Below are 22,319 nucleotides of genomic sequence, written 5' to 3'. Positions count from 1 at the left end.
CACAACCGGACAAACCCCGCGAACCTGTCGTGAACGCCGTCGTTCGAGGCGTGCCGCACCGGCGACTTCGCCGAGTCTTCAAGCCATGAATCATCTCGATGTGTCTATGATGCGCCACTACGGGCAAAGTTTGAGCCCATGACCATTATGTGGGAAAGCCGGCTCCGTTCTCGTGCCGCGATTCCGACGACGCGGCGCGTCCTGCGCGCGCATCATTCTAATCGTGAGAAAATAGACACGGTGTCAACGCGGATGGGTGGTGCCGTCCGCATCGGACAGGAGGTGCCTGATGGTTGCGAACAAGGCGAACGAACTGCCGGACTGGGTACGTTACGGAGTGTTCTGGCAGGTGTATCCGCTTGGATTCTGCGGCGCGGACATCCGCCCGCAGGGTCCGCGCGAATTCCACGGCCGGGGGCTCGACGCGCTGATTCCCTGGCTGCCGTACATGCGCGACCTGGGCGCGTCAGGTCTGCTGCTCGGCCCCATCTTCGAATCCGCCACGCACGGCTACGACACGCTCGACCACATGCACGTCGACGTGCGGCTCGGCGGCGACGCGGCGTTCGACCGGCTCGCCGAAGCCTGCCACGGCATGGGCATGTCCATCATTCTCGACGGCGTCTTCAACCACGTGTCGCGCCGCCACCCGGCCGTCCAGGCAGCGCTCGACGAGGCCTCCGGCACGCTCTCCCCCGCCGGGAACCCCTGGCATGGACTCGTCAAGACCGCGACCGGCGCAAACGGGGAGCCGGTGCTCGACGTGTTCGAAGGCCACGGCGACCTCGTCGACCTCGACCACGGCAGCGACGAGACGGTCACCTACGTGACGCGTGTGATGAACCATTGGCTCGACCGCGGCGCATCCGGCTGGCGGCTCGACGCCGCCTACGCGGTGCCGAGCGGATTCTGGGCGAAGGTGCTGCCGCAGATGAAGGCCGCGCACCCGTATACGTGGATCTTCGGCGAGGTGATCCACGGCGACTACCCGCGCATCGCGGTGGAATCCACGATGGATTCGATCACGCAGTACGAGCTGTGGAAGTCGATCCGTCACGCGCTCGAAACCGACAACTTCTTCGAACTCGACTGGAACCTCACCCGGCACAACGCGTTCCTGGACACGTTCATTCCACAGACGTTCATCGGCAACCACGACGTGACCCGCATCGCCTCCGAGATCGGGCCGAAGAAGGCCGCGCTCGCATTGGCGGTGCTGATGACGGTCGGAGGCGTGCCCAGCATCTACTACGGTGACGAGCAAGGCTACGTGGGCGTCAAGGAGCAGCGGTTCGGCGGCGACGACGACGTGCGGCCCAAATTCCCGGACTCGCCGGAGCAGCTGTCGAAGCTCGGCGAGCCCGTGTACCGCCTGCACCAGGCGCTGATCGCGCTGCGCCGCCGCAACCCGTGGCTGCAGGACGCGCGCGTCGAGAAGGACGTGCTCGAGAACAAGCGCTACGTGTACCGGGCGGTCGCCGCAGACGGGCACACGCACATCCGCGTGGAGTTGAGCGTCGAGGACGAGCCGACGTTCACGATTTCCGATGCGGATGGGCGTGTGGCGTACCGGTATTAGCGCCGGGTGCACCCCCTCAGACGGCTTCGCCGCCAGCTCCCCCTTCAGGGGGAGCAAGAGAAAAAGCCAATGCCTCTGGAAGGAACCAGAGGAGCATAAGGAGGGGATCAGCGGGTGCGGAAGGGGATGGTCTTGCGCTTGGAGTGGCGGCGGCGCGGGCCGTCCGTGGAACCGTATTTGGCGATCATGCGGCGGTCGTGGCGCTTCGCGGCCTCACCGCGCTCGTCCTGCACGACGCGGTTCTCGTCCCTGCGGTGGATGCGCTTGCCTCCGTTGCCGCCCTTCGAGCTGCGGTCCGAACGTGTGTCGTCGCGGTAGCCGCCCCGCTTGGAGCGATGCGAATCTCCGGTCTCGAAACGGCGGTCGCGGCGTTCCGCCTCGGCGTCGCGCATACCGGCGCGGCGCTCGGCACGGTTCTTCCGCCCGGCCGGCTGCTCGCGTCGGTCGCGGCCGCGCTCGTCACGGGAGGAACGTCGCGTCGAACGGTCCGCGCGGCGGTCGTCGCGACCACCATGGCCGCCACGACGGTTCCGGCGCGAATCGTCGCCGTCGTCCGCGAACGGATCGTCGAATCCGGTCTCGTCGACCGCATCGAAGTCGTCGACGAACGTGATGTTCGCGGGCGTGCGCGACCTGCCGGCTCCGCCGTCGCCTCGCCTGCCGTTCCCGCGCTTGCCTCCCTGGGCGTTGTCGTCCTTGCGCGCCTTGCGGTCCTTGCGCTTGCGCGGATTGCCGGCGGGCTGCGTGTCGTCGAGGTTCCAATCCTTGACGATCGGGGCGCGCTCCCCCACGAGCTCCTGCACTTCCGGCGAATCATGGCGCACGGCGATCGGCTTCACGTCGATGCCGGCGGCCTTGAGCATGCGCTTCGCCTCGCGGCGCTGGAACGGGAGCACGAGCGTCACCACGTCGCCCGTATGGCCGGCGCGCGCGGTGCGGCCAGAACGGTGCACGAACGATTTCGGATCGTCCGGCGGGTCGATCTGCACGACGAGCTCCACGTCGCTCACGTCGATGCCGCGGGCCGCCACGTCGGTGGCGACCAGCACGTTCACGTCGCCGTCCTCGAACGCGGCGAGGTTGCGGTCGCGCTGGTTCTGGTTGAGGTTGCCGTGCAGCTGCGCGGCGGGCACGCCGCTGTTCGTCAGGCTCTTCGCGAGCTTCTTCGCCTGGAACTTGGTGCGCGTGAACAGGATGCGCTTGCCGGTTCCGGCGGCTAGCTGACGCACCACCTCGAACTTGTCGTCCTTCGCCACCTCGAACACATGCTGGGTCATCGTATCGACCACGGCGGCCGGCTCGTCCACGCTGTGCGTCTTCGGCTCACGCAGGAACTCGCGCACCAGACCGTCGACGCCGTGGTCGAGCGTCGCGGAGAACAGCATGTGCTGCGCGTCGGGACGAATCTGGCCGAGGATGCGGCGCACCGGCGGCAGGAAGCCCATGTCCGCCATCTCGTCCGCCTCGTCCATGACGATGACGCGCACGTCGGACAGGGTGAGCAGCTTCTGGCGCAGCAGGTCCTCGAGACGACCCGGGCAAGCGACGACGATGTCCGCGCCGGACTTGAGGTCGCGCACCTGACGGTTCTGTTTGACGCCGCCGTACACGGTGGTCGTGGTCATGCCCATCATGCGGGCGAGCGGTTCGAGCACGTCGTTGATCTGGTTGGCGAGCTCGCGCGTCGGCGCGAGCACGAGCCCGTGCGGATGTGGCAGGAAGCCGCGCTCCTCGCGTTCGGCGAGATGCTCGCGGCGGATGAACTTGACGTTGCGGCGGAATTCGGACATCGCCATGCCCGGCTCCCACGCGGCCTCGCACAGGCGCGCGGCGAGCGGGATGCAGAAGGCGAGCGTCTTGCCCGAGCCGGTGCGGCCACGGCCGAGGATGTCGCGTCCGGCGAGGGAATCGGGAAGGGTGTCCTCCTGGATGGGGAACGCCTCGGTCTTGCCGTCCGCGTCGAGCACGCGGCACAACGGCTCGGGGACGCCGAGTTCGAAGAAGGTCTTGGCGCGCGTCTCGACGACGGGCGTAGGGAAGGTTGTATCTGGCACAACGGCCTTTCATGTCATATGGGATCATGCGCGGTTTGCGCAAACCATACGACAGTAGCGTAAGGCCGATACTTTGCGTGCGGCGTCGCACGCAAGGCATCGGCCTTACGGTCCGATCAATCACTCCATGTGGGTCACACGTAGTTGCGTTCGATGAGGATGTCGGAGACGGTGAGGTTCGCGTCGTTGACGAGGTTGAACAGGATCACGCCGGCGAGCTGGGCCGGGTCCATGAACGTGTGCTGCTTCTCCTCGGACACGTAGTCGTGGCTGTCGCGGTAGAACGCGGTGTCGATGCCGCCCGGGTAGACGCCCACGATCTTCACGCTCGTGCCCTTGTAGGCGGCCTTGAGGCTCTGCGTGTAGCCCTTCTCGCCCCACTTGGTCGCGCAGTAGACGGATTCGTTGGCGTTGCCGCGCGTGGCGGCGGTGCTCATCACGTTCGCGATCTTGAGATCGGCCTCGCCGTCCGCCTTGAGCGTGGCGACCGACCACAGGATCATGCCTTTGAGACCCTTGAGGCACTTGTCCACGTCGGCGGCCTCGTAGGCGGTGGGCGTCTTGAACGAGGGCTGCCCGGCGTTGTTGATGAGCAGGTCGACGTGGCCGAGTTCGGCGATCTCGGCGATGGAGGCGTTCACGAACGCCTCGTCGGACACGTCGCCGACGAACGCCTTGTAGGATTCGGCGCCGAACTCCCCTTCGAGTTCGGCCTGGCGCTCGGCGTTGAAGTCGACGCCCGCCACGAACCAGCCTTCGGCGATGAGCTGCCTGGCCAGCTCGTAGCCGAGACCGAGCGCGCTGCCGGTGACGATCGCGATGTTCTTCCCGTTCGATTGCATTGCCATATCCGGTTCTCCCTCACGAGGATGGGTTCTTGGGTCATGGTTCAGGCTATCGAACCGTTCCGACGCGGTTTCGCGTTTCGCCCGGCGGCGCGCCCTCTCGGTCGCGTTCCGGCGTGCCATAGGTGGCCCTGGGACCGATGAATCATGCCATCTGCGCGACGTTCTTCGGGTACCAGATGGCCAGCCAGTCGTCCTCGTACGGGACGGCGAGGCGTTCCGCCATCCATTCGCGGCAGGCGGCGAAGAAGCGCGTGAGCATGGAGACGGCCTTGACGTTCATTTCGGTGTCGATGATGGTACGCATGGGAATCACTCCTTTGGTTCCGACAGGCCGGGATATGGCGTAATCGTCCATATCCCGGCGAGTCGCATTCCTTTTTCCGTTCTTCCACTGCAGTGCGAAGATGCCTCAATCATACGGCTCAGGAACGCTTCGCCACGGGACCATCATCGCGTCAACGGCGATGATAATATCAAAATCGTATACGCAGTGAAATCGACAACGGTGGAGCCGGGAAACGGGGCAGAGCATGGCGACGGTGACGAGACGGATCAAGGTGTTCTCCGACATGTCGGAACGCATCGACTACAACATCCCGGAGCTGCCGATCTACGCGCATTGCGACCCGATTTCCGCGTTCGCCGACCACCGCTGCCCCTGTCACTGGCATCGGGACCTCGAATTCGTCCGCGTGGTCAGCGGTACGCTCCACTATTTCGTCAACGGGCGCACGGTGATCATGCGCCCCGGTGACGGATTGGTGGTCAATTCCAGCCGGCTCCACTACTCCTTCTCCCCCGAACGCAAGGAGGCGTGGTTCTCATGCGCGGTCATCGGCACGGAACTATTCGAGAACCTGACCACGGCGACGCGAGAACGCTGCGAGCGGGCGTTCGCCCAGCGCATGGACGATTGCCTCGCATTGTCTCCCGACGTGCCATGGCAACGCGACGTGCTGATGGGCATCGAGGAGGTCGTACGCCTCACGCCGGGCGGCGGCATGCGTGGCGCCGCCGGCACCGACGCGACGGCGGCGACGGCCACGGCCGGATCGTCGGGAATATCGGGGATGCCGGCGGTGCCGGGAGTATCCGGATTGACGGGCGCATCGACTCCATCGGATTCACCGTTCTCGCCGGTCTCGTCGGCACGAGGCGACCGCCATGCCGGCGACGACCCGCTGCCCGCCGTCGCGGCCGCGATACGCCTGTGCGACGCCGTGATCGACCGTTTCTCCCCCGCGGGGGATTCCGACGGCAGGACGGCCGACGACGTGGCCGACCAACGCGACCGCATGTCGGTGCTCAACATGATCGGCCTCATCCAACGACGGTTCGACGAGCCGCTGAACCTCAACGACATCGCCGCGGCGGGCGGGGTGAGCCGTAGCCAGTGCTGCATCCTGTTCCGCAGGCATGTCGGCCGTACGCCGGGAGAATGTCTCACCGACCGCCGTCTGGAGGCGGCGAAACGCATGCTGACCGGCACGGACGCCTCGGTGGCAGAGACGGCGCGTGCCTGCGGGTTCTCCTCGTCGAGTTATTTCATCAGCGTCTTCCGCAGAAGCTTCGGCATGACCCCCAACGCCTATCGCAACGCCCGCGCCTAGGACGACGAATCCCCATGGTGCGGTAAGGGGGATTCCATGTTTCGGCGGAATTCCGCCGAAACGCCCTACCGCACCATGGGGATTTCACCGCACCATGGGAGATGATGGAGGAGATGCCGGGATTACAGGATGTCGGGGTCGTCCTTCTCTATGGTGCCGGTCATCTTGCCGACGGCCTTGAGACCGTGGTAGGCGACGAGGATCACGATCGTGCCAATGGCGATGCCGTTGAACGAGATGCCGTTCACGGTGAACGCGAACTGGCCGATCGCGATGATCATCGTGATGGCGGCGACCATGATGTTGAGCGGCTTGTCGAAGTTGACCTTGTTCTCCACCCAGATGCGGATGCCGATCATGCCGATCATGCCGTAGAGCAGCGTGGTGACGCCGCCGAGCACGCCGGCGGGGATCGTGTTGATGACGGCGCCGAACTTCGGGCACAGCGACAGGATCAGCGCGAAGGCGGCGGCGCACCAGTAGGCGGCGGTCGAATACACCTTGGTGGCGGCCATCACGCCGATGTTCTCGCCGTACGTGGTGGTGCCGGAGCCGCCGCCGAAGCCGGCGAGCGTGGTGCCGAGACCGTCGGCGAGCAGGGCGGTGCCCATCTGGTCGTCGTAGTCGCGGCCGGTCATCTGCGCCACGGACTTGACATGGCCGACGTTCTCGGCGACGAGCACGAGCACGACCGGCAGGAACATCGGCAGGATCGTGAGGTCGGCCTGCGGCATGTGGAACTTCGGTAGACCCACCCATGCGGCGTCGGCGATGGCGGAGAAGTCCACCTGGCCGCGGAAGCACGCGTACGCGTAGCCGACGATCACGCCGAGCAGGATGTTGAGACGGCCAAGCAGGCCCTTGAACAGCACGGCGATGAGCAGCACGGCGAGCAGCGTCACGATGGCCGTGTCGGGCGCCTTCTGGAAGTTGGCCCACACGCTGGGCGCGAGGTTGAAGCCGATGATCGCGACGATGGCGCCGTTGACGACCGGCGGCATGATGATGTCGATCCACTTGGCGCCAGCGTAGTGCACGGCGATGCCGATCAGGGCGAGCAGGATACCGGTCGTCATGATGCCGAAGCTGGCGACGGCGATGCCCTTGTGCGCGGTGGTGACGGCGGTGATCGGCGCGATGAAGCCGAAGCTGGAACCCAGGTAGCTGGGCAGCACGTTCCTGTTGATGAGCAGGAACAATGCGGTCGACATGGCGGTGAAGAACAGCGTGGTGGACGGGTCGAATCCGGTGAGGATCGGCACGAGGAACGTGGCGCCGAACATGGCAATCACATGCTGCGCGCCGATGCCCGCGGTGCGTGTCCAGGTCAGGCGCTCATCGGGTTCGACGACCTCGCCGGGCGCGAGCGTCTTGCCGTCGCCGTGCAGTTTCCACTGGAAGATGTTGCCTTTGGGCTCGCTCATAAGTGGCTCTCCTTAGCTTCTCTCTTGCGGGGCATACCTCGTCCCCGCGATTCGAAGCCATTGTAGCCGCCCTATGCGTCGGCGCGTCGGCACCTCGGTACGCCACCGGCGTCACTTGCCGTAGTAGTCGAGCAGATGCGGGTCGACGGCGTGCACCACGTCCACCAGGTCGCCGTTCGAGAGGTACGGGCGCTTGAACTCGCGCCACGGGTCCACCTTCACCTCCCATTTGCCGGTCTCCTCGTTGAGGACGGGCCGGGCGGTCTGCTCCCAGTGCATGCGCTTGGAGGTGCGTCCGGTCTCCGGATCGCGGCGCGTGTAGTGCAGGCACGTGCAGTTGGTGATCGCCCAGTCAGGCGAGGCGGCGCGGTGCAGGAACTCCTCGTCCGAGAGGTCCTCCAGCGTGAGCATGAGCGCGAGCATGAAGTCGCCGTGCGTGACCATGACCACGCTGCCCAGATCGGATTTGCGCGACAGGGAGCTGAGCACGTTGTGCACGCGGTCCTCGGCCACGTCGGCCACGGATTCGCCCGCCGGCGGACGCCAGTACAGCGGGTCCGTGTTCTTGAACATCCAGTTGCGCGCGTAGTTGGTCTTGAACTCGTCCTTGGTGATCGTGTTGATCTCACCCCAGGAGCGTTCGCGGATGACGCGGTTCTCCTCCCATTTCGCCTTGGGCAGGGCCATCGTGGCGGCGGTTTCGCGCGTGCGCACGTACGGGGAGACGAGATAACGGTCGAACAGCTGCTGTTGGCCGACGAGCCAGCGGCCGATGCAGTCGGCCTGTTTGCGCCCCGTGCCGGTCAGTCGCCAGGAGCGGTCGGGCACGGTCACGTTGTCCTGCGTGTACAGCGAATTGTCGCCCCGGTCCCCCGCCTGGACGATGATGTTCGCCTCGGATTCGCCGTGTCGGATCACATAGAGGTCAAGCGGCATGCTCATGGGCGTCTCCTTTCGTCGTGTCGTCGTCGAATGCGTTCCGGAACCACCGGAACATGCGGATTTCCAGCATAATCGAAAACGCCGCCGCGCGTATGACGGTCATACGCGCGGCGGCGGAAGTTCACCGAGAATTCAGGCGATGGTGACGGGCGTACCGTCGGGCAACTGCTCGTACAGCCATTTCGCGTCGGCGATGCTGAGCCGCACGCAACCGTGCGAGGCAGGTCGGCCGAGCTTCGCCCCCTCATCCGGCAGATAATCGCCGAAATTCTCGCCGGTGGGTACCGTGTGGAACAGATAGGGGCCGTAGAACCGCACCCAATAGTCGGCGCCCATGCCTTCGGACGCGTTGAAGAAGTGCGGGCCGCGCGCGTCCACCGTGTAGGTGCCGTGCGGCGTGGAATCGTCCATGCCGGTGCTGGTGACCATCGTATAGATGGTCTGCCCGTTGGACTTGACGTAGGCTCTCTGCGCGGCGAGGTCCACGTCCACGCTGATGCCGGTGTACTGGGCGAGATCGGGCTGGACGCCGCCGGTGGGGTTCGTCCAGCGGGCGCGCTGCTCCTCGGCTTCGCGCTGTTTGGCGAGCGTCTCGTTGACCTTCGGTACCGTCCTGCGTCGCAGGGACTTCTCGGCGATGTCCTCGACCTGCACGGACGCACCCGCACCGGACGAAGCGGCGATCACGGCGTCGCGCTCGGCGGCGCGCTCGGCGGCGCGGGCCTGCCATAGGGCGATGGTGCCGCACAATGCGATGGCCAGCATGGCGCACAGCAGCATCTCCCCGAGGAGCAGCCAATCGGTGCGCCTGCGATGCAGACCGACGTATGGCGAACGACGTCCGGTCATATGCGCCCCCTAATCCAAGATGAACGAAGCCTTGGCCTCTCCTTGATGATATCCGACAGTTCCGACGCGGTAACGGGTTTCAGAACACGAGGAACGAGACCGCGGTGAGCGTGAACAGGCTGGCGACGGTGGTGACGAGCACCATGCCGATCGCGTATTCGGGCTGGTTGTGTTCTCGTTCGGCGAACATGACCATGGTGCTCATGGTCGGCAGGCCCGAGACGAGGGTCATCATATGCACCATGTCCGGGTTGGCGGCGCCGAGGCCGAGCATCGGCGGCACGGTGGTGAGCAGCGCATAGAAGCCGACGGGCACGAGCAGCATCTTGACGACGATGCCCACGTACAGTTCGTATTTCCCGAGGATGCCCGTCCAGTCGCGGATGGCGAACAGACCGCCCAGATACACCATGGACAGGGGCGAGGCGGTGGAGCCGAGCGTCTTCAACGGGGTGAGCACGACGTCGGGGATGGTCACGCCGGCGAGGATCAGCGCGACGGCGAGCACCACGGCGATGAGCGCGGGGCTGACGAGCGGCGTGAGACGGTCGAGCCAGCCGTGTGCGGGGCGTTCGTCGGCGATGGACTGCCGGTCGTCGACCTTCTTGCACGTCCATACGCCGTACGTCCACAGGAGGAACTGGTCGACGATGGACATGAGCGCGAAGTAGAGCGCTCCCCTGCCGGGGAACAGGGCGAGGATGAGCGGCAGGCCGATGAACCCGGCGTTGCCGAACGCGAAGCAGCCGCGGAACATGCGTCCGCGTTCGCGCTTCAATCGCAGCACGTAGGAGAGCAGGGTGAACAGGCCGATGAGCAGCGCGTACATGACGAGCGTCATCGCGATGATCGCGTCGGAGCCGATGAGGTCGGCGCGCGTCGTGCCGGACACGGCGTTCGAGAAGACGAGCAGCGGGATGCCCGCCTTGAGGATGAACGCGCAGATGCCGTCCAGCGCGGTCGCGCCGAGCACCTTGGATTTGACGCAGATATAGCCGACGACCATCATCACGGCCATGCCGATCATTTGGCCGAGCACGATGCCGAACTGCTGCACGGGACATCCCCTCCCTACGGAATCTCAGAACACGAGCTGGACGAGCAGCATGTAGACGATGGTGCCGCCGGCGATGGAAAGCAGCATGCTGCGCCGCCACAGATGCAATGCGACGATCACGAGGCATGCGATGAGTTCGGGCACGCCGTGGCTGCCGGTCAGGATGGGCGTGTTGCGCAGCGAGTAGACGACGAGCAGGCCGGTCATCGCATAGGGCAGTACCTTGCCGAAGTATTCGATGAGGCGCGGCGGCTGCTTCGACTCGGGGAACACGAGGAACGGCAGGAACCGGGTGAGCATCGTGCCCGCCGCCACCACGACGACGGTGATCACCCCCTGGAGCACGGTCATCGTCATCGCGTCGTCTCCTTTTCTTCGTCGTTGCCTTCGTCGTTTGCCGCCACGGCGGCACCCTCGGCATCGCCATCATGCAGGTCGTCAAGCCGCGGGCGCAGCAGGACGAACAGCACAATCATCGCGATCAGCGAGGGGATCATGAAGTCGTCCGGACCGAACGCGACGAGGCAGGCGAGGGACGCGAGCACGCCGACGACCGCGCTGACGCGGCCGCGGCGGCCTGTGCCGGCGCCGAGCCACTGGTCGAGGAAGACGACGAGGAACAGCGCGGTGAGCACGAATTCGAGGCCGTCCGTGTCGAACGGCAGATTCGAGCCGATCACGCCGCCGAGCGTCGCGCCCGCCACCCAGTACGCCTGGTTGAGCACGGTGACCCAGAGGTAGAACCAGCCGCGGTCCACGCCTTCGGGAACCTGTGTCGAGGAGTTGATGGCGAACGTCTCGTCGCACATGCCGAAAATCAGATATGGGCGTTTCCAGCCGAGTCCGCGGAACCGTCCGAGCATGGACAGGCCGTAGAACAGGTGGCGCGCGTTGACCATGAGCGCAAGCAGGAACGCGGCCACGGGGTTGAACGCGGAGAGCAGCAGGTTCACGGTGACGAATTCCATCGAACCGGCGAAGATGAACGCGCTCATGCACATCGGCCAGACGAACGAGAACCCCTTCGTGCCCATGAGCATGCCGTAGGAGCAGCCGAGGAACAGGAATCCGAGCGCAATCGGCACGGTGAGCGGGAACGCCGCCTTCAACGCCTTGAGGCGCATGCCGCGCCGCTCCTCCCGTGTCATGCCGCGTCTCTCCTTCGTCTCTCTTTTTTCCGGATTGATTGCGGCGGACATGCTATCACGCATCGGACGCGGCGTGACGGCGGGCGTTCATTTTGGGACGGCGCGGCTGATCGCCTCGCGGATGGCGGCCGCGTCCAGCGTGTCGTCGCCGAGCGCCCGGTGCAGGGTCAGCCCTTCGATGAGCGAATCGAGGATCGCGGCGGTCGGTTTGTCGAAGAACCGTTCCAGCTGTGTGCGGCTGGCGGCCATCCAGCGTTCGGTGATGTCACGGTAGGCGGGGTCGCGGGCGGCGATCGTGTACAGCTCCATATTGATGACGAGGTCGCGCTGCGTGCTCACCAGATCGGTTTCGATATGACGGGCGACGGCCTCGCACACCCCGGCCTCGTCCGTCGCCTCGTCCATGCGCGCGGCGAACGAGGCGATGCAACGGTCCGCGTACCGGTCGAACGCCTGGTGCAGCAGGTCGGCCATGCCGTCGAAATGGTAGGTCATCGATCCGAGCGGCACGTTCGCGGCGGCGGCGATGACACGGTGCGACGCGCCGGCCACGCCTTTGGCGGCGATGACGTCGAGGCACGCCTCGATGATGCGGTCCTTGCGTTCCGGGTCGAAGCGGCGGGCCGACTCCCCCATGACGCACCTCCTTGCTGCCGTGATGTCCGATCGTGATATCGATGTCGTCATCCAGCATACACGCCGTAATGTACGTTCGTACATACTGTTGCGTACACTCGTACACAACGCCGACGGCTTCCGTATTCCCGCCGACGGCGCACCTTGTCTCAACACGCGTGTGGGCCCCGCATCCTTGCCGCAGGATGCGGGGCCCACACACATTGCGCGCGCGAATACGCGAATCGGATCGTCGCCCGCGTCACTCGGGGCTCTTCAACGCGCCGACCATGTCGATGCGGTCGAGCGCATGGTTCGTGGCGCGGCTCACCAGCAGCGTGAACAGGAACGCCAACACGGCCGCCGCCGCATAGCAGTACCACAGCACGTTGGGCACGATGTTCATGCCGGGCAGATCGAGCCGGCCCACGAGGAAGCCGAGCAGCCCGCGGCCGCACGGCAGACCGATCGCGATGCCGATGGCGGCGAGCAGCAGCATCTCCTTGTTCACGTAGCCGTGCACCTCGCCGCGGCGGAAGCCCAGCACCTTGATGGTGGCGAGTTCGCGTTCGCGTTCGGAGATGTTCGTGGAGGCGAGCGCGTACAGCACGACGACGGCGAGAATCGCGGCCATGGCGACGATGAAGCCGATCATCGCGAAGAAGATGGCGAAGCTCTTCGCGAAGTCACGCTCCTGCTTCGCCGAACTCGTCACGGACAGGTAGTCGCTCTGCGCGGCGAGCCGGTCGGCGAACGCGATCTGCGCGTCGTCGTCGCCCTTCACGTTGATGAGGTCGGCGTTGGGCGCATAGTCGGCGTCGAACGCCTTCTCGTAGGCGGACTGGGTCATGAACACGACGTTGCCGGTGTAGTACTGCGCGATCACGAGCACGGGAAGTCCGGCGGTGTTCGCCATCGCATCGGTCACGTCGACCTCGGAGCCTTCGACGAGCGAGAGCTTCTTCGCGGCGTTCGCGGTGACGATGATGCCGCCGCCGGTCAGGTCGTCGCCATCCGCGCCGTACAGTTCGATCGGCGTGCCGGACGTCGCTTGGATGTTGATATGCCCGTCGGTCGATTCGCCGTCCGGAATGACCATGAGCTGCGCGGTGAGCTTCGCATCATGGTCACCCGCATCCGCGTCCGGTGAGGCCAGGGTGACGGAGCCGAGCTGCAACGGCAGCGCGGATTCCACATCCTCGTCCTCGTCGAGTTCGCGTTGCGCCTTGTCGTGGTCGGCGGCGGAGGTCACGGCCATCACGTCGTAGACGGAGATCTCGCCATGCTGGCGCGGCATGAGGGTCAGCGCGGAGGAGCCCATGCCGAAGCCTGCGGTCATGAGCGCGGTGCATCCGAGCACGCCGATGATGACCATGAGCGCGCGCGACTTGTAGCGGAACAGGTTGCGGGCGGTCACCTTGTCCAGGAATCCCAGATGGTTCCAGATGAATCCGATGCGCTGCAGCATGATCGTCCTGCCGGCTTTCGGCGCCTTGGGGCGCATGAGCTCGGCGGGCTCCAGCCGCAACGACCCCGTGCAGGCGGCCATCGCCGCGCCGGTGATGACGACGATGAACAGGAGCACGCCGCCGACGGCGAGCCGCCAGTCGACGAGCAGCGGATAGTGCGGCAGCAGATACAGGTTCGCCAGCATCTTTCGGGTGAACACGAACGGCAGCCCGATGAGCCCCAGCAGGTCGCCGAGCACGCCGCCCAGCAGACAGGCCGCGGCCGAGTAGACGAGGAATTTGAGCATGATCTCGCGGCGGCCGTACCCAAGTGCCTTGTACGTGCCGATGAGCTGTCGGTCCTCCTCGACCATGCGCGTGATGGCCGTCAGACTCACCAGCAGCGCGATGACGAGGAACAGCACGGGGAACAACGTGCCGAGGCGGGAGATCATCTCGCTTTGCGTCTTCACGTCCTCATAGCTGGTGACGGCGCTGCGGTCGTTGACGATCCATTTCACACCCGAAGGCGCAGCATGCCCGATGGCGGTCTTCGCGGCGTCGACCTTGTCCAGATAGTCGTCGTCATACGTGTTCAGCGCTTTCGCGCCGGTGACGGTGACGACGGCGGACGTGTACGGCATGGCGTCGTTCACGACCGCGTCTCCGCTGACGAACATCGGGTGGACGGTCTTCGAGGCGGTCACGAGGGCGAGCGGTCCGAAGGGGTTCACGATGTCGTTCGGGTCGGTGATGACGCCGACGATCCGGTACGCGCCGTCGTCGAACACGGCGGGCGTGCGGGTCGCGGCGGCCGTCGCCGTCGCGGAACCGTCGGCGGAGAACGTCACCGTGTCGCCGACCTGCTTGCCGGAGTCATCGAGGTACTGCCGGGTGACGGCGATCTCGTGGCCGGCCTTCGGCAGGCGCCCCTCGCTCAGGTACGGGTCGTCGATGCCGCGGTCGTCGAGAGTCGAGACGGTGGCCGCGGCGCGCTTGCCGTCGATCTTCGTCGTGACGCTTTGCGAGCGGATGCCCGCCGCGTCGGCGACGCCGTCCGCCTTGCGCAGCGCGGCGATGTCGGCGTCGTCGAATCCGCGCGTGGAGACGACGGATATGTCGTGCATGCCGGTCGCGTCGAAGAAGTCGTCGAGGCCGGCGCGGATGTCCTTGCCGACGGTGTTGAGACCGCCGAGCATCATCACGCCGACCGCCACGATAATCGCGATGGCGGCGAACCGTCGTCCGTTGCCGGCGATCGTGCGCCACGCGTCCTTCCAGAGTGCGGTTCTACGCAACGGCCCACCTACCATTCGATGTCGGCGATGGGCGTCGGATGCTCGTTCACGGCGATCTCGGTGACCTTGCCGGAACGGAAGCGGATCAGACGGTCGCCCATCGGCGCGAGCGCGGAGTTGTGGGTGACGAGTGCGACGGTGATGCCGCGCTGGCGGCAGGAGTCCTGCAACAGCTGGAGCACCTCCTTGCCGGTGTTGTAGTCGAGCGCGCCTGTCGGCTCGTCGCACAGCAGCAGCTTCGGGTTCTTGGCGAGGGCACGCGCGATGGACACGCGCTGCTGCTCGCCGCCGGAAAGCTGCGCGGGGAAGTTGTTGAGACGCTCCCCCAACCCCACCTTCTCCAGGGTTTCGCGGGCGTCGAGCGCGTCGGGGCAGATCTGCGAGGCGAGCTCCACGTTCTCGAGGGCCGTGAGGTTGGGCACGAGGTTGTAGAACTGGAACACGAAGCCTACGTCGAAGCGGCGGTAGTCGGTCAGTTCGGCATCGGACGCCTTCGTGACGTCGCGATCCCCCAGCCTGACGCTGCCGGACGTGGCGCGGTCCATGCCGCCGAGGATGTTCAACGCCGTGGATTTGCCGGCGCCGGACGCGCCGAGAATCACGGCCAGTTCGCCCTGCTCGATGTCGAAGGTCGCATGATCGAGGGCCAACACGGCGGATTCGCCGCTGCCGTACTGACGGACCACGTCATGGAATTCAAGGAAGCTCATCGTTTTTCACCTCTCTGGTCGGCACCGGTGCTGTCTTCCATTGTTCACCGGGCACCTGAGAGCGTAACCCATCACGGCGTAGGGTTAAATCCCCATATCCCGATACAGTGTGGGGTTAACGGAGACAGGAGCCGTGCCAGGCAAGCGCGGAATCGTCTCGGATCGGGTTGTCCGGCATGAATCCGTGCCGGACAACCGCGTAACAGCACAGAATCAGCCTGTCCGGCAAATAATGGCGACAAGGAGGGGATATATGGCACGACCGAAGGCCACCGAACGATCGGCGCCGGAAAAGATGCAGGAGGCGTTCTGGACGCTGTTGGAGAAGAAGCCGTACGTGCAGATCACCATCAGCGACATCACGCGCGAAAGCGGGCTGAACCGCAGCGCGTTCTACTACCACTACGCCAACATCCCCGAGCTGGCCGACGACGCGATCGCCGCGATCTACGAGGAGCCGGGCGTGACCGGATTCATCGCGCACATCATCCGGCAGGACGGCGATATCAGTATGCTGCGCGACTACGCGCTGGAGTTCGTCGGCTCGCCCGAACATCTCGCAAGCATCCGCCATCTGTCGCTCATCGCCGGACCGCACGGCTCCACGGGACTGGCCGCGCAGCTCAAGACATACGTCGGCGGCGTATGGCTGTCCGTGCTCGGGCTGGACGAGTCGCGGCTCAATCCCGGGCAGCGGGTCGTGCTGGAGTTCGCGACGAGCGGCATCCTCGGCGTGCTCGGCAAGGCGCGGACGCTGTTCACGCCGGAAAGCGTCGCATGGCTCGCGGACTCCGCCCTGCCGGACACCATCGCCCAGCTCATCAACTCGCTGAAGGACGATCATCGGAACTGACGGGATCGGCGACGCCAATGGGATGCGACGCATCCGGCGCATGTCCCGCGCGACGGTACACTGAGGCTGTCACGCCGGCAGGGGCTACGGCGTCGCGCATCCACGTTTCCCGCGCGCGACGACGACCGAAATCAGCCGGATCCGTTTTCCGACAGATTCGAGGTTCCCATGGATTCCGTCATGCCCGGACGCACGCCGTCGAAGCGTTCCGTCATCCCGATCATCGTGATGATGGTCGGCAGCTTCACCGCCATCCTCAACCAGACGCTGATGACCTCCGCCCTGCCGCATCTCATGCGCGAGTTCGGGGTGACGAGCAATACGGCGCAATGGCTGAGCACCGGGTTCATGCTCACCAACGGCATCATGATCCCGGTCACCGCGTTCCTCATCCAGAAGTTCACGACGCGCCAGCTGTTCTTCTACGCGATCGGCATGTTCCTGTTCGGCACGCTCGTGTGCACGTTCGCTCCCGGGTTCTGGATGCTGCTCGCCGGCCGCGTGTTGCAGGCGACCGGCGCGGGCATCCTCATGCCGCTTCTGCAGACCGTGCTGTTCATCACGTTCCCGCCGGAGAAGCGCGGCGCGGCGATGGGCTGGTTCGGCCTGGTAATCGCGTTCGCGCCGGCACTGGGCCCCACCCTGTCCGGCCTCATCATCGACTTCCTGCCATGGCGTTTCCTGTTCGTGCCGCTAATCGTCATCGCCGTCGTCGTGCTCGCCGCCGCCGTCCCGACCGTGAGGAACGTGACCACGCGCACCGACCCGACCATCGACGTGTTCTCGATCGCCTTGTCGACGCTCGGTTTCGGCGGATTGCTGCTCGGCTTCAGCCTCGCCGGCCAGGAGGGTTGGACGTCGCCGCAGACGCTCGGCCCGCTCGCCGTGGGCGCGGTTGCCCTGTGCGCGTTCATCCACCGTCAGCTGCATCTGGCGCGGCCGATGCTTGACTTCCGCGTGTTCGCCAAGCCGATGTTCGCCCTGTCGATGCTCGTCATCGTGCTCGTGTTCGTCACGTTCATCTCGACGATGAACATCCTGCCCATGTTCATCCAGGATTCGCTGGGGATGACCGCGTTGCAGTCCGGCCTGCTGCTCATGGGCGGTGGCGTGGCCGAAGGCGTGTTCAACCCGGTGGCGGGCCGCCTGTTCGACCGCGTGGGCATCCACCGCATCGCGCCGCCCGCGATCGCCGTGGTCGCCGTCGCCGCGTTCGCGCTCTCCCGCATGGATGCGGACACGCCCGCATGGTGGCCGGCCGTGTTCTTCACGCTGATGATGGCGGGCGTCGCGTTCTGCCTGATGCCGTTGACCACCACCGCACTCAACCAGCTGACCGGCCCGATGCTGCCGCACGGCACGGCGATGAACAACACGCTGCGTCAGACATGCGCGGCGATCGGCATCGCCGTCAACTTCACCATCATGACCACGAACACGCGTCCCGCATCCGTCGCCGGCTCCGCGGCGGCCGGCCTCGCGCACGGTGTGGATGCGGTGTTCGTCACGGCGACCGTCGTGGCGTGCATGGCGTTCGTGCTGTCGCTGTTCGTGCGCGACCGGCGCTGAACCGCAGCCGCCCGTGGCACCTCTACAATTGGTGGCATCACGGACGAATCCCGGAACGAATCCCCATGCCGGAGGGTGGAACCATGGAACTGCGCGTGCTGAAATACTTCCTCGCGGTGGCCGAGGAGGACAACATCACGTGGGCGGCGCAATTGCTGCGCATCTCCCAGCCGACGTTATCGCGCCAGTTGAAGCAGCTGGAGGAGGAGTTGGGCGTCACGCTGTTCGAACGCGGGCCGCATGCGATCACGCTCACCGAGGAGGGACGCCTGCTGCGCGACCGCGCGCAGACCATCGTCTCGTTGGCGGACAAGACCGAGGTCGATCTGAAGTGTTCCGCAGGTGAGCTGGCTGGTGACATCACGGCCGGCTGCGGCGAGGTGGGAGGCATGTCGTATCTGGCACGGCGCATGGCCGAATTCCGTCAGCTGCACCCCGCCGTGCGGTTCCATGTGGTCAGCACGACGGCCGACGTGATCCAAGACCAGCTCGAACAAGGACTCATGGATTTCGGCCTCCTCGCCGACCCGGTGGACACCGAACGCTACGAATACCTGCATACGGGCATCAGCGACCATTGGGCGGCGATGGTACCCGACGGGCATCCATTGCAGACCCGCGAATCATTGACACCGTCCGATCTCGTCGGCGAACCGCTGCTGCTGCCGTCGCGCGAACCAGTGCGACGCGTGGTGATGCACTGGTTCGGCTCCCTTGCTTCGAAAACGGTCATCGCCGGCACGTGCAATCTGCCGGCGAACGGCGCGGCCATGGCGGCGAACGGGTTGGGCCTGTACCTGTGCATCGACTACGGCGCCTCGTATCCGGGCGTGCGCGCAGTGCCGCTCACGCCCGTGTTCGAAAGCAGTTCCGTGCTCGTGTGGAAGAAGCAAGGAGTCTCCTCCCCCGCGGCCGGCGCGTTCGCCCGATTCCTGCGCACATGACGGCGCATGACGGAGAGGTGCTGGCTCAGGCGAGGTTGCGGTACGTCTCCTCGTCGACCGGTTCAAGCCATTCGTTGCTCGAGCCCTCCTTCTTCGGCATGATGGCGACATGCGCGAACGCCTCGTTCGGGGAGGCGCCGTGCCAGTGCTTGGTCTCCGGCGGGATATAGGCCACGTCGCCGGGCTTGAGCTCGACCGGCTCCTGGCCTTCGATCTGGTAGTAGCCGCGGCCGCCCACGGCGAGCAGGACCTGGCACACGCCGTGGTGGATGTGCCAGTGGTTCGTGCAGCCCGCCTCGAACGTCACGTTCGCGACGTTCACCTGACCGTCGCCGGCGAGCGGCGCGAGGTAGCTCTGGCCTTCGAAGTACTGCGCGTATGCGTCGTTCGGCTCCCCCATCGGGAAGGCGCTCGGGTTCTCCATGATGTTTCGTCCTTTCGTGTCTTTCTTTCTTGCCGTTATCGATGTCCATTACACGCCCGCCATCGCATTCCCGCCAATAGCGTCACCTCATACACGGCCATGCCTCGGGCGTATGGTGGAGGCATGCGCATCATCGAACGATTCTGCCGGGGCAAGCACGCCGACCAGTCGTTGAACGAGGACAGTCTCGTCGTCACGGAGGATTTCGCCGCCGTGGTGGACGGGGTGACGGGCAAGAGTCTGCGGCATCTGTGGAAGCCGAGCGGCGGCGTGGTCGCGAAGGACCTGCTGGCGAGCGCTATCGCGGGTTTGCCCGGTGGTGCTTCGATGCGTGAGGCGCAGCGGATTCTTGATGGTTGTCTGCGTGATGAGTATGCGGGGTTCGCGGCCGTGCATGGTGATGTGTCCTCGTCCTCAGGCGACGTGTCTTCGCGCGTGTTCGAGGTGGAGCCGTGGGAGCGTCTTCAGGCGAATGCCGTGGTCTATAGCGTGTTTCGGCGTGAGGTGTGGTTGTTCGGTGATTGTCAGGTCATGGTGGATGGGGTGCGGACGCCGACGTTGAAGCGTGTGGATGAGTTGCTTGGGGAGTTGCGTTCGTTCGCCGCGCGGGCGTTGGCGTTGCGGGCGGAGGCTGCCGGACGTGAGGATGCGCCGGTTTCGGCCGTTCCGGCGCGTGACATGATCATGCCGTTCCTGCGGTTGCAGTCGGAGTTCGCTAATCGGCGCGGCGAGTATGGGTATTTCGTGTTCGATGGGTTCACCGATCCGGAGTATCCGGTTCATGTCGTGCCGGTGGAGCCGGGTGCCGAGGTGGTGCTTGCGTCGGATGGGTATCCGCTGTTGCGTCCCACGTTGGCGGGGTCGGAGGCGGAGTTGGGGCGTCTGCGTCGTGAGGATCCGGGGCTTGTGCGTGAGTTTCGGAGTACGAAGGGGTTCACGGCGGGGCTGGAGTCGTTCGATGACCGCACGTATCTGCGGTTCATCGCGTGAGGTGCGTCCCGTATAGCCGGCGGGCATGGGGGTGTATCGAACGACACTATTGGCTGGTTCTTTCCGACCGCGGTTCAATGGGACCGACTTGTGGAAAGGACCGTAATCATGAGTGTCGTCATGGCCGAACCCACGACCGATATCCTCGCCCGCGACCGGGGCGGCGTGCCCGTCGATCCCGCCGAACCGGGGTATGCCGCCATCGGTGCGATCATCACGGAGACGAAGCGGCTGTGCGTGGAGCTCAATACGGGCGGCTATCACGAGCCGGGCGAGGTCCATGCGATGTTCGAGCGGATCGTGGGGCATCCGGTTGACCCGTCGTTCCGTCTTAATCCGCCGTTCTACACGGATTTCGGCCGGAACATCGAGGTCGGCCGGGACGTGTTCGTCAATTGGGGGTGCACGATGATGGATCGCGGCGGCATTTCGATCGGGGATGGTTCGTTCCTGGGGCCGAACGTGCAGCTCATCACCATCAACCACATGCGTGACCCGATGCGGCGGGCGGTGACCGTCTCGAAGCCGATCCATATCGGCGCGCACGTGTGGATTGGCGCGGGCGCGATCGTGCTGCAGGATGTGACAATCGGCGACGGCGCGATCGTCGGGGCCGGGGCGGTCGTCACGCATGACGTGCCGGCTGGCGCGATCGTCACCGGGGTGCCTGCCAGGGTCATCGGACACGTGTGCCGTTCCGGTGCCGTGACGTTGCGACGTTGCGGCGGAACATGCGATTAGGGATCATTCAGGAAAGGAAACAATCATGTCCACCAATACAGTCAGGTCCGCTAACGACGACTACGGCGACATCACGCCTGTCGATCTGCCGAAGCGCACGCTCGGCACGGGTTCCGCGGCGTTGGAGGTTTCGGCGATAGGCCTCGGCTGCATGGGGTTCACGATGAGCTGGCCGCCGTTCCTGCCGCACGACGAGTCGATCCGCGTGATCCGCGCCGCCTATGAGATGGGCGAGCGGTTCTTCGACACGGCCGAGGTGTATGGCCCGTTCGCGAACGAGGAGCTGGTCGGCGAGGCGTTGGAGCCGTTCCGTGACGACGTGGTCATCGCCACCAAGTTCGGTTTCGCCCTGCACGGCGGGTTCGGTGACAGCGAGGGCGAGGCGCAGTTGGATTCCTCGGGCCGCGTGCAGCAGACCGATTCACGTCCCGAGACGATCCGCAAGGCGGTCGAAGGGTCGCTGAAGCGTCTGCGCACCGACCACATCGATCTCTACTACCAGCATCGCGTCGATACGAAGGTGCCGATCGAGGATGTGGCCGGCGTGATGGGCGAGCTCATGGCCGAAGGCAAGATTCTGCACTGGGGCCTGTCGGAGGCGACTCCGGCGACCGTGCGCCGGGCGCATGCGGTCACGCCGGTCACGGCCGTGCAAAACGAGTATTCGATGTGGTGGAGGAAACCCGAGGAGGAGCTCATCCCGACATTGGAGGAGCTGGGCATCGGACTGGTGCCGTTCAGCCCGCTCGGCAAGGCGATGCTGGCCGGACGGTTCACCGCGTCCACCCGGTTCGCCGCCGACGACTACCGCAGCCGCATCCCCCGCTTCTCCCCCGACCATATGGCGCACAACATCGCGATGGGCGACTACGTCGAATCGCTGGCTCGGGCCAAAGGCGTGGCGCCCGCGCAGATCGCGCTCGGCTGGCTGCTCGCGCGGAAGCCGTGGATCGCGCCGATCCCCGGCACCAAGCACGTGGACCGTCTGCGTCAGAACCTGGGCGGCGCGGCCGTCACGTTCACGTCCGACGAACTCGCCGCCATCGACCGCACGCTCGACTCCATCACCATCGAAGGCGCCCGCTACCAGCCCACGCAGGAGGCCTTGACCAACCACTGACGGGCAGAAAGCGGCCTGCGACCCGGTTGACCGGCACAGACACATATGCAAGTACTACTCATATAGTAGTAAATATGGCATTGTTTAACGAATATT

At 65.4% G+C, this 22,319-nt stretch carries 21 protein-coding genes; 8 read left to right on the top strand and 13 right to left on the bottom strand.

The window, feature by feature from the left end; genetic code table 11:
• Positions 1-289: 289 nt before the first annotated feature.
• Positions 290-1,579 (top strand): alpha-amylase family protein, encoded by a 1,290-nt coding sequence (locus AC1AYP_RS02330; RefSeq protein WP_476501735.1) that lies wholly within the window; start codon positions 290-292, stop codon positions 1,577-1,579.
• A gap of 107 nt (positions 1,580-1,686) precedes the next feature.
• Here AC1AYP_RS02330 and AC1AYP_RS02325 read toward each other — a convergent pair whose 3' ends face one another.
• The 3 genes from AC1AYP_RS02325 to AC1AYP_RS02315 all read right to left on the bottom strand — a co-directional run bounded on the left by AC1AYP_RS02325 (position 1,687) and on the right by AC1AYP_RS02315 (position 4,785).
• Positions 1,687-3,633 (bottom strand): DEAD/DEAH box helicase, encoded by a 1,947-nt coding sequence (locus tag AC1AYP_RS02325; protein WP_476544584.1) that lies wholly within the window; start codon positions 3,631-3,633, stop codon positions 1,687-1,689.
• Positions 3,634-3,767: 134 nt separating this feature from the next.
• The gene (locus AC1AYP_RS02320) at positions 3,768-4,475 is read right to left on the bottom strand and encodes an SDR family oxidoreductase (RefSeq protein WP_476544633.1); all 708 of its coding nucleotides are present in this window, start codon (positions 4,473-4,475) and stop codon (positions 3,768-3,770) included.
• A gap of 148 nt (positions 4,476-4,623) precedes the next feature.
• Positions 4,624-4,785 (bottom strand): hypothetical protein, encoded by a 162-nt coding sequence (locus AC1AYP_RS02315; protein ID WP_476532095.1) that lies wholly within the window; start codon positions 4,783-4,785, stop codon positions 4,624-4,626.
• 226 nt (positions 4,786-5,011) lie between these two features.
• On the opposite strand from AC1AYP_RS02315, the gene AC1AYP_RS02310 reads away from it, so the two are divergent.
• Positions 5,012-6,091, top strand: a complete 1,080-nt coding sequence (locus tag AC1AYP_RS02310) for an AraC family transcriptional regulator (RefSeq protein ID WP_476546643.1) — start codon at positions 5,012-5,014, stop codon at positions 6,089-6,091.
• 122 nt (positions 6,092-6,213) lie between these two features.
• Here AC1AYP_RS02310 and AC1AYP_RS02305 read toward each other — a convergent pair whose 3' ends face one another.
• The 9 genes from AC1AYP_RS02305 to AC1AYP_RS02265 form a co-directional block, all read right to left on the bottom strand.
• On the bottom strand, positions 6,214-7,515 hold the full coding sequence (locus AC1AYP_RS02305; protein ID WP_476544582.1) for a uracil-xanthine permease family protein: 1,302 nt from the start codon (positions 7,513-7,515) through the stop codon (positions 6,214-6,216).
• A gap of 111 nt (positions 7,516-7,626) precedes the next feature.
• Positions 7,627-8,457, bottom strand: a complete 831-nt coding sequence (locus tag AC1AYP_RS02300) for a histidine phosphatase family protein (RefSeq protein WP_034528342.1) — start codon at positions 8,455-8,457, stop codon at positions 7,627-7,629.
• A gap of 132 nt (positions 8,458-8,589) precedes the next feature.
• Positions 8,590-9,306, bottom strand: a complete 717-nt coding sequence (locus AC1AYP_RS02295) for a L,D-transpeptidase (RefSeq protein ID WP_476546642.1) — start codon at positions 9,304-9,306, stop codon at positions 8,590-8,592.
• Positions 9,307-9,385: 79 nt separating this feature from the next.
• Positions 9,386-10,363: an AEC family transporter gene (locus tag AC1AYP_RS02290; protein ID WP_476546641.1), complete on the bottom strand. Its 978-nt coding sequence runs from the start codon at positions 10,361-10,363 to the stop codon at positions 9,386-9,388.
• Between the two features lie 24 nt (positions 10,364-10,387).
• The gene (locus tag AC1AYP_RS02285) at positions 10,388-10,720 is read right to left on the bottom strand and encodes a branched-chain amino acid transporter permease (RefSeq protein WP_476544581.1); all 333 of its coding nucleotides are present in this window, start codon (positions 10,718-10,720) and stop codon (positions 10,388-10,390) included.
• Positions 10,717-11,511: an AzlC family ABC transporter permease gene (locus tag AC1AYP_RS02280; protein WP_476546640.1), complete on the bottom strand. Its 795-nt coding sequence runs from the start codon at positions 11,509-11,511 to the stop codon at positions 10,717-10,719. Before AC1AYP_RS02280 ends, AC1AYP_RS02285 begins: the two co-directional genes overlap by 4 nt.
• Before the next feature lie 87 nt (positions 11,512-11,598).
• Entirely contained in the window at positions 11,599-12,147 is a 549-nt protein-coding gene (locus tag AC1AYP_RS02275) for a TetR/AcrR family transcriptional regulator (protein WP_476546639.1), read from the bottom strand.
• A 241-nt stretch (positions 12,148-12,388) separates the two neighbouring features.
• Positions 12,389-14,872 carry an ABC transporter permease gene (locus AC1AYP_RS02270; protein ID WP_476546638.1) on the bottom strand — a complete coding sequence of 828 codons (2,484 nt, stop codon included), beginning with the start codon at positions 14,870-14,872 and terminating at the stop codon, positions 12,389-12,391.
• Positions 14,873-14,880: 8 nt separating this feature from the next.
• Positions 14,881-15,582 carry an ABC transporter ATP-binding protein gene (locus AC1AYP_RS02265; RefSeq protein WP_476501746.1) on the bottom strand — a complete coding sequence of 234 codons (702 nt, stop codon included), beginning with the start codon at positions 15,580-15,582 and terminating at the stop codon, positions 14,881-14,883.
• A 253-nt stretch (positions 15,583-15,835) separates the two neighbouring features.
• On the opposite strand from AC1AYP_RS02265, the gene AC1AYP_RS02260 reads away from it, so the two are divergent.
• From AC1AYP_RS02260 to AC1AYP_RS02250, 3 genes are all read left to right on the top strand, one after another.
• On the top strand, positions 15,836-16,435 hold the full coding sequence (locus AC1AYP_RS02260; protein ID WP_476544577.1) for a TetR/AcrR family transcriptional regulator: 600 nt from the start codon (positions 15,836-15,838) through the stop codon (positions 16,433-16,435).
• Positions 16,436-16,615: 180 nt separating this feature from the next.
• On the top strand, positions 16,616-18,004 hold the full coding sequence (locus tag AC1AYP_RS02255) for an MDR family MFS transporter (protein WP_476544576.1): 1,389 nt from the start codon (positions 16,616-16,618) through the stop codon (positions 18,002-18,004).
• Positions 18,005-18,069: 65 nt separating this feature from the next.
• Positions 18,070-18,948: a LysR family transcriptional regulator gene (locus tag AC1AYP_RS02250; protein ID WP_476546637.1), complete on the top strand. Its 879-nt coding sequence runs from the start codon at positions 18,070-18,072 to the stop codon at positions 18,946-18,948.
• 25 nt (positions 18,949-18,973) lie between these two features.
• Here the strand turns inward: AC1AYP_RS02250 and AC1AYP_RS02245 are convergent, their stop codons facing one another.
• Entirely contained in the window at positions 18,974-19,372 is a 399-nt protein-coding gene (locus tag AC1AYP_RS02245) for a cupin domain-containing protein (protein ID WP_476546636.1), read from the bottom strand.
• A gap of 123 nt (positions 19,373-19,495) precedes the next feature.
• Here AC1AYP_RS02245 and AC1AYP_RS02240 point away from each other — a divergent pair, with 123 nt between their 5' ends.
• The 3 genes from AC1AYP_RS02240 (at position 19,496) to AC1AYP_RS02230 (ending at position 22,223) form a co-directional block, all read left to right on the top strand.
• A complete protein-coding gene (locus AC1AYP_RS02240; RefSeq protein ID WP_476546635.1) occupies positions 19,496-20,362 on the top strand; it encodes a hypothetical protein in 867 nt (288 codons plus the stop codon).
• Positions 20,363-20,470: 108 nt separating this feature from the next.
• Positions 20,471-21,103, top strand: coding sequence for a sugar O-acetyltransferase (locus tag AC1AYP_RS02235; RefSeq protein ID WP_476546634.1), 633 nt, complete (start codon positions 20,471-20,473; stop codon positions 21,101-21,103).
• A 25-nt stretch (positions 21,104-21,128) separates the two neighbouring features.
• Positions 21,129-22,223, top strand: coding sequence for an aldo/keto reductase (locus AC1AYP_RS02230; protein WP_476546633.1), 1,095 nt, complete (start codon positions 21,129-21,131; stop codon positions 22,221-22,223).
• The last annotated feature ends 96 nt before the right edge of the window (positions 22,224-22,319 follow it).

It is taken from the genome of Bifidobacterium sp. LH_424 (assembly GCF_056356895.1).
This window is presented reverse-complemented; position numbering and strand designations above follow the sequence as displayed.